7 protein-coding genes, 2 tRNA genes and 3 rRNA genes are annotated in these 12,202 nt (G+C 41.2%); 6 read left to right on the forward strand and 6 right to left on the reverse strand.

The window, feature by feature from the left end:
* Complete coding sequence (locus tag CELAL_RS05660) at positions 1-567, forward strand: WcaF family extracellular polysaccharide biosynthesis acetyltransferase (RefSeq protein ID WP_013549949.1); 567 nt, start codon at positions 1-3, stop codon at positions 565-567.
* 21 nt (positions 568-588) lie between these two features.
* Here CELAL_RS05660 and CELAL_RS05665 read toward each other — a convergent pair whose 3' ends face one another.
* Entirely contained in the window at positions 589-2,853 is a 2,265-nt protein-coding gene (locus CELAL_RS05665) for a hypothetical protein (RefSeq protein ID WP_148229657.1), read from the reverse strand.
* Between the two features lie 273 nt (positions 2,854-3,126).
* On the opposite strand from CELAL_RS05665, the gene CELAL_RS05670 reads away from it, so the two are divergent.
* From CELAL_RS05670 to CELAL_RS05690, 5 genes are all read left to right on the forward strand, one after another.
* The gene (locus CELAL_RS05670) at positions 3,127-3,672 is read left to right on the forward strand and encodes a GNAT family N-acetyltransferase (protein WP_013549951.1); all 546 of its coding nucleotides are present in this window, start codon (positions 3,127-3,129) and stop codon (positions 3,670-3,672) included.
* A gap of 18 nt (positions 3,673-3,690) precedes the next feature.
* Entirely contained in the window at positions 3,691-4,032 is a 342-nt protein-coding gene (locus CELAL_RS05675) for an ISAon1 family transposase N-terminal region protein (RefSeq protein WP_013548878.1), read from the forward strand.
* A gap of 217 nt (positions 4,033-4,249) precedes the next feature.
* Entirely contained in the window at positions 4,250-4,591 is a 342-nt protein-coding gene (locus CELAL_RS05680) for an ISAon1 family transposase N-terminal region protein (protein WP_013548880.1), read from the forward strand.
* Positions 4,592-4,634: 43 nt separating this feature from the next.
* The gene (locus CELAL_RS05685) at positions 4,635-5,570 is read left to right on the forward strand and encodes an ISAon1 family transposase (protein ID WP_041557566.1); all 936 of its coding nucleotides are present in this window, start codon (positions 4,635-4,637) and stop codon (positions 5,568-5,570) included.
* A gap of 26 nt (positions 5,571-5,596) precedes the next feature.
* Entirely contained in the window at positions 5,597-6,430 is an 834-nt protein-coding gene (locus tag CELAL_RS05690; RefSeq protein WP_245529679.1) for an ISAon1 family transposase, read from the forward strand.
* Between the two features lie 358 nt (positions 6,431-6,788).
* Here CELAL_RS05690 and rrf read toward each other — a convergent pair.
* The 5 genes from rrf to CELAL_RS05715 all read right to left on the reverse strand — a co-directional run bounded on the left by rrf (position 6,789) and on the right by CELAL_RS05715 (position 12,097).
* Positions 6,789-6,900 (reverse strand): 5S ribosomal RNA (gene rrf, locus CELAL_RS05695).
* Between the two features lie 170 nt (positions 6,901-7,070).
* Positions 7,071-9,905, reverse strand: a 23S ribosomal RNA gene (locus tag CELAL_RS05700).
* A gap of 235 nt (positions 9,906-10,140) precedes the next feature.
* Positions 10,141-10,214: transfer RNA gene (locus tag CELAL_RS05705), tRNA-Ala, on the reverse strand.
* A 152-nt stretch (positions 10,215-10,366) separates the two neighbouring features.
* Positions 10,367-10,440: transfer RNA gene (locus CELAL_RS05710), tRNA-Ile, on the reverse strand.
* Positions 10,441-10,578: 138 nt separating this feature from the next.
* Positions 10,579-12,097 (reverse strand): 16S ribosomal RNA (locus CELAL_RS05715).
* Together the 16S, 23S and 5S rRNA genes with 2 tRNA genes alongside form the textbook arrangement of a ribosomal RNA operon.
* Positions 12,098-12,202 lie beyond the last annotated feature (105 nt).

A 12,202-nucleotide genomic window follows, 5' to 3' on the forward strand; every position in this document is an offset into this window, starting at 1 on the left:
ATGGACAATTTTAACTCAAAGGTACAGTTAAATGATTTTGACTCCACACTAGGTTTAAACCGTGGAGCAAGTCGGATGAAAGAACTATTTTGGTACATCATTAAAGTTTTCTTTTTCTTAAGTGCTTTACCTTACCCAAGTGCATTAAAGGTATGGTTATTAAAGCAATTTGGTGCAGAAATCGGGATCGGTGTGGTTATCAAACCTAGAGTTAATATCCATTTCCCATGGAAACTGAAGGTAGGCGATCATGTATGGATTGGAGAAGAAGCCTTTTTACTCAATTTTGAGTTATTAACCATTGGCAATCATGTTTGTATTTCACAACGCAGCTTTTTATGCGGAGGAAACCATGATTTCCGCAACCCTGCAATGCCCTATAGAAATGGCCCAATTACGTTAAAAGATGGTTCTTGGGTAGGTGCCTGTTGCTTTATTGGCCCTAATGTTACCATTGGCACAGATACGGTGATTACAGTAGGTTCTACAATTGTAAATAATCAAGAACCAAATAAAGTAGTCACACAAATACCTATCAGCCAAGAAAAAATAAGGTGGAAGTCATAAACTTAAATTACTTCTTTTATATTAATATTGCGTTCCTCGCACTAGTTCCAAGGTCACTTCAATTTTCCCTGTATTCTGAAAACCTCCATTCGCATACAAATACACAGCCCTATCTCCTGAATCAGCAATTACTTCATTTACTACTTTAGTAACCAAACCTGTTGTCTTAGACACAGCTCCCATCAAATTATCTTTAAGCAAACTACTTGTCCCTATAGTCACTTCAACTCCAGAAGCCAAACCTTCTAAAGTATTTGCACTTACATGCTGTACCGTTAAGCCTCTAGGAATATTTATTTCTAATAACTGGCTAGTTCCTGCTCCTAAATCAATTACCTCTGTACGTGTCCATTGATCTTGTTCAACACTGTTTATCTGTTCAATAATATAATTATTATCAACATCAATAACTTTTGCATAGTTCGTATTCGTGTTTTCTGAATTGGCAAATAATATTCTACAATTCTCCTCTCGATAATTATCATCTATGGAACGCCAGCCAGTTACGCTTACCTCATAATGATTGTTTGCTCCATTTGCCAAAGTCTCTTGATCATGATAGATGATACCTCTATTTAATTGTGTAGAAGAATGTTTCTCAATAGTCAAACCAGAATTAACAATAGTATTATCCGAACCAAATATTCCAAAAAAACCGCCATCATCTGTATTCAACTCCTTAACAAATACCTGAATATTATCCCAAGTAACATCATCTCCAGTTGCAAAATCCATTGGATAAATTTCGGCTATATCAGCATTATCCTTAAGTGTAATATTTTCAAAAATTGTACTCGTTAAAGGTCCAACAAAACGCAAAGAGCTAAACTTTAAAGTAGGGTCAAATATATCTGAAGTATTTTCAGCATACATATTTTTAAATACACCATTCGTTATATCACCCAAATCACCCAAACCATCTCTCCGGTAAGACGCATAATTATCAACCAATACATTTTCTACTCTACCTATTAATTTTAAGGAATGACAATAGCCACTTTCTCCTCTTGTCTCAGTAGTACCCACATATTCACCGTGATCTATTGTATTTGTAATTTGAATATTATTAGGGAAAAGATCATGAACAGAAAAATCTGTATTAAAATACATTAAATGTGGAGGCGGAAACCTATATATTTCATCACCCACATTACCCCCAAGATTACTACCATCTTCATTTTGCATATCGGAGTATCGGTAGGATTCTAGGTTATCAATAGATAAATTAGCTACATTTCCTTGAAGTCCCATTAATATCCCATCCATTGTCATATTGTTAATGACAATATCTTCTGGTATAGCCGTTATTCCATTGGCTTCTCCGCTTGTAGTTTGATTTGCTACATACTGTTCCTTAAATTTTATAACAAATTGAATGAATGTATTCGCTGTGTCTCCTTTAGCTTTAATATTCACATCTTCAAATAAGACACCACTACACGCCTCCAAAGAAAACAAACTATGGAAGGCAGATGAACCTCTAAAAATAGGATTAGTAGATTCAAAAACAATATTTTTAGTAGTTACTAAATAAGACCTTAATTGCAATTGATTAAGCGTAATATCATTATTTGAAGACCAGTCGTAAGATGCATCATAGGTATTGTCATATAAAAAAGTGACATTTTTAATCGTAATATCTTTAACCAAAGCCATGTAAAATGCAGGTGATAACATATTATTAATAATAATATTGGCATCATTCTTTCCTTCTATCCAAGTGTTATCTTCTAAGAAAATAGATTTGGTTCCCGTTTCTTCAACATCTAAGAACATATTTTTGTCTACCATTACCCGCGCAGATACGGCATGTGCTTGAGCCAAAGTTGCTACAAAAACATCACGATCATCCGTAATACCATTCATAACCGCACCAAACCAATAGGGCATTAAATACTGTTCTTCTACAAAAGTTCCTGCTAAATCTACAGTATCAAACACCTGGTATTTTGTTTTTGAAACAATAGTACTAGTACCATCACCAGTAACCGTTCCATTACTTAATGATCCCCCAGTAAAATATAAGGTAACATTTTCTGGTAAAACAATGGTTTCGCCATTAAGGTCAAAATCAAATTGAATATCCCATACCGCATCCTTATATTCATCAGGAATTGTGGTCCAATCAAAATCTACAGGGATTACGATAGCATTTTCAACATCAATAATTACTTCTTCTTCAGCAAGTAATACAGTTTCGGTAAATTCGGAATCTTTTTTACAAGAAACTCCAGAAAAAAGGAGGCACACCGCCATCAATACGGTACTCAACATACTTCGATTCATTTTAATTAATTTTGTAGGTTTTTCTTTACAGACAGACTTGGGATTTGTCTAAAAAGAAGATATTTCATCGTTATAACGCAAAGATATACGGTTAAAGTGCTCTATCAGATGTATTTTTAGCACATTTACCAACATCACATTTTATTTTTGGCTTTGAAAAGAATACCTCAAAAAACTAACAACTATCATGTTTTTATCACATTAATTTATTGAAGAATACCAGCCATTTTAAGGATATGTTATTTTTATATGATCTAAATCATAAAATTTTCCATGAAAATCACCTATACAACATCAAAAACCACCGAAGAACTAACACAAATATTAGTTTTACAGCAAGCAAACCTCTACCGTAACGTCTCAAACGAAGAAAAATTGGCAGAAGGCTTTCTTACCGTTGAACATTCTTTTGAACTTTTAAAAGAAATGAATGATGTTTGTCCACATACGATAGCCATAGATGAACAAGGAAACCTAGCGGGGTACGCCATGAGTATGCACCCCTCATTTAAGGATAAAATTGACGTTCTTAAGCCCATGTTTGACGTTATTGATCCATTGATAGCTACAGAAGAAAAATACATGCTTATGGGGCAAATTTGTGTATCTAAGAATCATAGAAAGCAAGGAGCTTTCCGGGGGCTATATACACACATGAAAAATGAATTGAAGCATGATTATGACAGTATTATAACAGAAATAGATGCTTTAAATAGCAGATCTATGGAGGCGCATAAAGCCGTAGGATTTGAAGAAATGGTCAGATACCATGCTAATGAGGGGTCAAACGTAAAACTTGGGGAGAAACTTTATCTTTGACAAAAAAGTGTTTAGATTTTGGATATAGAATTAGTGCGGTATTTGTTGCCGGAAGGCGTATTGGATTACTTTGAAATTGTAAGCCATCAATCATCAGAAGGTAAGGTTCATTTTTACTTAGAAGAAAAGAACGTGCTACCCAAAGAGCACCAAACAGAATTAGCCCATTCCAAAGGCTTCTTACCGGAGATAACAGTTGAGGACTTCCCTCTAAGAGGTAAATCGGTACTGCTCCATATAAAGCGTAGGCGCTGGACTCTTATGGATACGGGAAAAATTATAAAAAGAGATTGGGGTTTAATAGCAAAAGGCACTCGGATAACCAGCGAATTTGCCTCTTTTTTAAAAGGTATCGCTTGACAATCATGCCGTAAGCGCTAAACGGTTTGGCGACTATTATAAAATTAATGGCAAAGCCCTACAGTATCACTACAAAAACCATCTTAGCGACTTCAAGGATTGGCCCCAAAAGGAACATTCACAAAAGTGGTTGCTCTTTGGAAAAAATTTAGGTTACTATGGGTCAAACGTAAAACTTGGGGAGAAACTTTATCTTTGACAAAAAAGTGTTTAGATTTTGGATATAGAATTAGTGCGGTATTTGTTGCCGGAAGGCGTATTGGATTACTTTGAAATTGTAAGCCATCAATCATCAGAAGGTAAGGTTCATTTTTACTTAGAAGAAAAGAACGTGCTACCCAAAGAGCACCAAACAGAATTAGCCCATTCCAAAGGCTTCTTACCGGAGATAACAGTTGAGGACTTCCCTCTAAGAGGTAAATCGGTACTGCTCCATATAAAGCGTAGGCGCTGGACTCTTATGGATACGGGACAAATTATAAAAAGAGATTGGGGTTTAATAGCTAAAGGCACTCGGATAACCAGCGAATTTGCCTCTTTTTTAAAAGGTATCGCTTGACAATCATGCCGTAAGCGCTAAACGGTTTGGCGACTATTATAAAATTAATGGCAAAGCCCTACAGTATCACTACAAAAACCATCTTAGCGACTTCAAGGATTGGCCCCAAAAGGAACATTCACAAAAGTGGTTGCTCTTTGGAAAAAATTTAGGTTACTATTTAAGTTTAGATGAAACCTCTTTGTCCAACGGTGAACTCTACACGATTCTAACCAATAAAGGCGCTAACGGAAAGAAAGGTAGCATAGTGGCCATTGTCAAGGGAACCAAAGCGGATGACGTCATCAGTGTGCTTAATAAAATCCCTGTGGAAAGACGAAATATAGTCAAAGAAGTTACTGTCGATATGGCTGGAAATATGAATTTGATCGCTAAAAAATGTTTCCCCAGAACAGAGATCGTGACCGATAGATTCCATGTTCAAAAATTAGCCTCAGAAGCAGTCCAAGAAGAACGTATCCGATTAAGATGGGAAGTTATAGAAATAGAAAACAAAGCCATTGAAGAAGCTCGAAAAACAGAAAAAACACATAGACCAGAACTTCTCGAAAACGGAGATACCCATAGACAGTTGCTGGCCAGAAGTCGATATGTATTATTTAAACCAAAGACCAAATGGACTGCAGGACAAATAGAAAGAGCGGAAATAGTGTTTCGACTTTACCCAACTATTGAAAAAGCCTATAAGTTGGCCCAAGCATTAAGCTATATCTATGAAAATAATACGAATAAGGATGTAGCAAGACTAAAATTGGCACAGTGGTATAACGAAGTAGAAAACTCAAATTTTAAGTCGTTCAACACCATTGCAAGGTCTATACAAATGCATTACAAACCAATTTTGAACTATTTTAATAACAGGAGCACCAATGCTTCCGCGGAATCCTTTAATGCTAAAATTAAAGAGTTCAGGACGATGTTTAGAGGCGTAAGAGATGTTAAGTTTTTCTTGTTTAGACTAACAAAATTATATGCCTAATTTATCTCACTCCCCAAGAATATTCCTTGATCCGTTACTATTTAAGTTTAGATGAAACCTCTTTGTCCAACGGTGAACTCTACACGATTCTAACCAATAAAGGCGCTAACGGAAAGAAAGGTAGCATAGTGGCCATTATCAAGGGAACCAAAGCGGATGACGTCATCAGTGTGCTTAATAAAATCCCTGTGGAAAGACGAAATATAGTCAAAGAAGTTACTGTCGATATGGCTGGAAATATGAATTTGATCGCTAAAAAATGTTTCCCCAGAACAGAGATCGTGACCGATAGATTCCATGTTCAAAAATTAGCCTCAGAAGCAGTCCAAGAAGAACGTATCCGATTAAGATGGGAAGTTATAGAAATAGAAAACAAAGCCATTGAAGAAGCTCGAAAAACAGAAAAAACACATAGACCAGAACTTCTCGCTAACGGAGATACCCATAGACAGTTGCTGGCCAGAAGTCGATATGTATTATTTAAACCAAAGACCAAATGGACTGCAGGACAAATAGAAAGAGCGGAAATATTGTTTCGACTTTACCCAACTATTGAAAAAGCCTATAAGTTGGCCCAAGCATTAAGCTATATCTATGAAAATAATACGAATAAGGATGTAGCAAGACTAAAATTGGCACAGTGGTATAACGAAGTAGAAAACTCAAATTTTAAGTCGTTCAACACTATTGCAAGATCTATACAAATGCATTACAAACCGATTTTGAACTATTTTAATAACAGGAGCACCAATGCTTCCGCGGAATCCTTTAATGCTAAAATTAAAGAGTTCAGGACGATGATTAGAGGCGTAAGAGATGTTAAGTTTTTCTTGTTTAGACTAACAAAATTATATGCCTAATTTATGTCACTCCCCAAGAATATTCCTTGATCCCTAATGAGCAAGAATGGGTAGTAGTGCGCATGCAGCTTTAAGAAATACTTAGGTCATACTTGAGGTAAACTACAACAGGTAGGCTAAGATCAATAAGTGTTTACCTACTACAACTGCCAATTAATCATTGTTAGGCTCTTACTATGAGGCCTTAAAGAAACACTTGATATGCGCTATTCCCTAATTTTCAAGGATAGTAAAAATAAGTACCAAGGGAGTTAAGCTTACATACTATAATATCCGTATTCATCGGACGCCATAGTGTGTTAACAAACAGGTATAAACAAAAAAAGTCCTCAATATTTCTATTGAGGACTTGATTAAAAAAAGGCGACGACCTACTCTCCCACTTGGTATAGCAGTACCATCGGCGCTGATAGGCTTAACTTCCCTGTTCGGAATGGTAAGGGGTGGACCCTATCGCCATGGTCACCTTAAATCTTTGTACTAAACTAAAGTTTAGCACCTAATATCGCTAACATATTAAAGGGACAAAATGGGTGGTATAACCACTCACATAAAACACATGTATATAATTAAAGTAAGCTACGATTTACGGCTTATCTAATGTAAAAAGGAAGTCCGCCCCCTAATGAAAGGGGGCAAGTTGTGCAAGCCTATGGGCTATTAGTACTACTTGGCTACAGACATTACTGCCCTTCTACCTATAGCCTATCAACGTGGTCATCTCCCACGGCCCTTTAAAGAAATCTCATCTTGTGGCTGGTTTCGCGCTTATATGCTTTCAGCGCTTATCCAATCCCGACATAGCTACCCAGCAATGCTCCTGGCGGAACAACTGGTGCACCAGAGGTCAGTCCAACTCGGTCCTCTCGTACTAGAGTCAGATCCACGCAAATTTCTAACGCCCGCAGTAGATAGAGACCGAACTGTCTCACGACGTTCTGAACCCAGCTCGCGTGCCACTTTAATGGGCGAACAGCCCAACCCTTGGGACCTTCTCCAGCCCCAGGATGTGACGAGCCGACATCGAGGTGCCAAACCCCCCCGTCGATATGAGCTCTTGGGGGAGATCAGCCTGTTATCCCCGGCGTACCTTTTATCCTTTGAGCGATGGCCCTTCCATGCGGAACCACCGGATCACTATGCTCTTGTTTCCAACCTGTTCGGCCTGTATGCCTCTCAGTCAAGCACCCTTGTGCCATTGCACTCTACGCACGATTACCAACCGTGCTGAGGGTACCTTTAGAAGCCTCCGTTACTCTTTTGGAGGCGACCACCCCAGTCAAACTACCCACCACGCACTGTTCCCTAGTTTTAGGGTTAGGCCCTAGATAAGCAAAGGCTGGTATTTCAACAATGACTCCACAACGCCTGGCGACGCCGCTTCAAAGTCTCCCAGCTATCCTACACATTACTTACCCAGAACCAATACGAAGCTATAGTAAAGGTGCACGGGGTCTTTTCGTCCCACTGCGGGTAACCGGCATCTTCACCGATACTACAATTTCACCGAGCTCATGGCCGAGACAGTGTCCAGATCGTTGCACCATTCGTGCAGGTCGGAACTTACCCGACAAGGAATTTCGCTACCTTAGGACCGTTATAGTTACGGCCGCCGTTTACTGGGGCTTCAATTCAATGCTTCGCCGAAACTAACATCTCCTCTTAACCTTCCAGCACCGGGCAGGTGTCAGGCCCTATACTTCATCTTTCGATTTTGCAGAGCCCTGTGTTTTTGATAAACAGTCGCCTGGACCTCTTCACTGCGGCCCACCCGAAGGTGGGCGACCCTTCTCCCGAAGTTACGGGTCTATTTTGCCTAGTTCCTTAGCCATGAATCTCTCGAGCGCCTTAGAATACTCATCCCAACCACCTGTGTCGGTTTACGGTACGGGCTGCTTCACTTGTTTTTCTCGGAGGATGTTACGCTGGATTATCAACTTGGCCGAAGCCTCGTCGTACTATCGGGGTGTCACCACTCCCTTCAACGCGCTATTCCGTCAGCGCGCACCAACACCACATCCCCGTCACTTTTAGCGTGAGCAGGTAGCAGAATATTAACTGCTTGTCCATCCACTACCCCTTTCGGGTTCGCGTTAGGTCCCGACTGACCCCCAGCTGATTAGCATAGCTGGGGAAACCTTGGTCTTTCGGCGTGCGGGTTTCTCGCCCGCATTATCGTTACTTATGCCTACATTTTCGTTTCTATACGTTCCAGCAACCCTTACAGATCACCTTCAACACATATAGAATGCTCCCCTACCCCTCTGTACCGAGTACAAAAGCCATAGCTTCGGTGGTATACTTATGCCCGATTATTATCCATGCGGAATCGCTCGACCAGTGAGCTGTTACGCACTCTTTAAATGAATGGCTGCTTCCAAGCCAACATCCTGGCTGTCAATGCAATTCCACCGCGTTATATCAACTTAGTATACACTTGGGGACCTTAGCTGATGGTCCGGGTTCTTTCCCTCTCGGACATGGACCTTAGCACCCATGCCCTCACTGCTGTGAAACATTTTATAGCATTCGGAGTTTGTCAGGAATTGGTAGGCGGTGAAGCCCCCGCATCCAATCAGTAGCTCTACCTCTATAAAACTATCACAACGCTGCACCTAAATGCATTTCGGGGAGTACGAGCTATTTCCGAGTTTGATTGGCCTTTCACCCCTACCCACAGGTCATCCCAAGACTTTTCAACGTCAACGGGTTCGGTCCTCCACTTTGGGTTAACAAAGCTTCAACCTGCCCATGGGTAGATCACACGGTTTCGCGTCTACTACTACTAACTATGGCGCCCTATTCAGACTCGCTTTCGCTACGGCTCCGATCCTTAAAATCTTAACCTTGCTAGTAAAAGTAACTCGTAGGCTCATTATGCAAAAGGCACGCCGTCACCCCTAAAGGCTCCGACCGCTTGTAAGCGTATGGTTTCAGGATCTTTTTCACTCCGTTATTCACGGTTCTTTTCACCTTTCCCTCACGGTAACTGGTTCACTATCGGTCTCTCAGGAGTATTTAGCCTTACCGGATGGTCCCGGCAAATTCATACAAGGTTTCACGTGCCCCGCACTACTCAGGATACCACTATCAATAACGATCTTTACTTATACGGGACTATCACCCTCTTCGGTCTGTCTTTCCAAACAATTCTAATTCATTACGCATCAAATAGCGTGGTCCTACAACCCCAGCATTGCCGAAACAATACTGGTTTGGGCTAATCCGCGTTCGCTCGCCACTACTAACGGAATCACTTTTGTTTTCTCCTCCTCCGGCTACTTAGATGTTTCAGTTCACCGGGTTTGCTTGATCTTACGATCACGACTGGCCTTCAACCAGACAGGTTGCCCCATTCGGATATCCGCGGATCACAAGTTGTGTGCACCTCCCCGCAGCTTTTCGCAGCTTATCACGTCCTTCATCGCCTCTGAGAGCCTAGGCATCCCCCATACGCCCTTTTCTAGCTTGTCACTAGTCCTTTTTATGCTATTATATAAATTACTACTGTATAAATACAGTAGTACCTCTATCGTACTTTACTCTATTTTTAAATTTGTGTTTTCTTGTGATTACAATATCCCTGAAGATAATTGTAATTCACTTTGTCCCAATATGTCAATGAACTTTTTCCCCCTCCTACTCCCCCAAAGGGGGAGCGCACTTACTCGTGCTTATTCCTTCCCTTAGGGAAGGCTAGGATGGGATTGTGGAGAATATCGGAGTCGAACCGATGACCTCCTGCGTGCAAGGCAGGCGCTCTAGCCAGCTGAGCTAATCCCCCGTCTTTTAGTGATCAGTTAACAGTTATTAGTTAACAGTACTTATAACGGCTATACTCAACCTCTAAAATTTCCTTTCAAAGAATACTACTAATAGTACCTTCAATTTTAATGAACGTATCTTGATTAAATAAATAATCAAAATTTAAGCTTGTAGTCTCAGGCAGACTCGAACTGCCGACCTCTACATTATCAGTGTAGCGCTCTAACCAGCTGAGCTATGAGACTCTCACTTAGCGAATCCTTTAACAGACTCTATCAATATTATAATAACATAATTATAAGACAGCAATTTGAACAATTAATAACTTAAAAATACAAGGACTAGAACTCGTTCGTATTCAGTGTTGAGATGTTTTTCTCTAGAAAGGAGGTGTTCCAGCCGCACCTTCCGGTACGGCTACCTTGTTACGACTTAGCCCTAGTTACCGATCTTGCCCTAGGCCGCTCCTTACGGTGACGGACTTCAGGCACTCCCGGCTTCCATGGCTTGACGGGCGGTGTGTACAAGGCCCGGGAACGTATTCACCGGATCATGGCTGATATCCGATTACTAGCGATTCCAGCTTCACGGGGTCGAGTTGCAGACCCCGATCCGAACTGTGACCGGTTTTATAGATTCGCTCTCTGTTGCCAGATGGCTGCTCTCTGTACCGGCCATTGTAGCACGTGTGTGGCCCAGGACGTAAGGGCCGTGATGATTTGACGTCATCCCCACCTTCCTCACGGTTTGCACCGGCAGTCTCGTTAGAGTCCCCATCATTACATGCTGGCAACTAACGACAGGGGTTGCGCTCGTTATAGGACTTAACCTGACACCTCACGGCACGAGCTGACGACAACCATGCAGCACCTTGTAAATTGTCCGAAGAAAAGTCTATCTCTAAACCTGTCAATCTACATTTAAGCCCTGGTAAGGTTCCTCGCGTATCATCGAATTAAACCACATGCTCCACCGCTTGTGCGGGCCCCCGTCAATTCCTTTGAGTTTCATTCTTGCGAACGTACTCCCCAGGTGGGATACTTATCACTTTCGCTTGGCCGCTCAGTCCGAAAACCGAACAGCTAGTATCCATCGTTTACGGCGTGGACTACCAGGGTATCTAATCCTGTTCGCTACCCACGCTTTCGTCCATCAGCGTCAGTGTATAGTTAGTGACCTGCCTTCGCAATCGGTATTCTAAGTAATATCTATGCATTTCACCGCTACACTACTTATTCTAGCCACTTCACTATAACTCAAGACCGCCAGTATCAAAGGCAGTGCATACGGTTGAGCCGCAGCATTTCACCTCTGACTTAACAGCCCGCCTACGGACCCTTTAAACCCAATAATTCCGGATAACGCTCGGACCCTCCGTATTACCGCGGCTGCTGGCACGGAGTTAGCCGGTCCTTATTCTTACAGTACCGTCATCAATCTACACGTAGATCTTATTCTTCCTGTATAAAAGTAGTTTACAACCCATAGGGCAGTCTTCCTACACGCGGCATGGCTGGATCAGACTTCCGTCCATTGTCCAATATTCCTCACTGCTGCCTCCCGTAGGAGTCTGGTCCGTGTCTCAGTACCAGTGTGGGGGATCTCCCTCTCAGGACCCCTACCCATCGAAGTCTTGGTGTGCCGTTACCACACCAACTAACTAATGGGACGCATGCTCATCTCTTACCGTAACCTTTAATATATAACTGATGCCAGTCATATACCACATAAGATATTAATCCAAATTTCTCTGGGCTATCCCTTAGTAAGAGGTAGATTGCATACGCGTTGCGCACCCGTGCGCCGGTCGTCAGCGGAGCAAGCTCCCTGTTACCCCTCGACTTGCATGTGTTAGGCCTGCCGCTAGCGTTCATCCTGAGCCAGGATCAAACTCTTCATCGTTGTTTTGTAAATATTATATAACATCTTAATTCAACATCTAATTCATCCGAATCCTAGCCCTTAATATTCTTTAAGCTAATTCTTTAATTCAATTTATTTAATTAC

It is taken from the genome of Cellulophaga algicola DSM 14237, assembly GCF_000186265.1.
GTDB classification, from domain to species: domain Bacteria; phylum Bacteroidota; class Bacteroidia; order Flavobacteriales; family Flavobacteriaceae; genus Cellulophaga; species Cellulophaga algicola.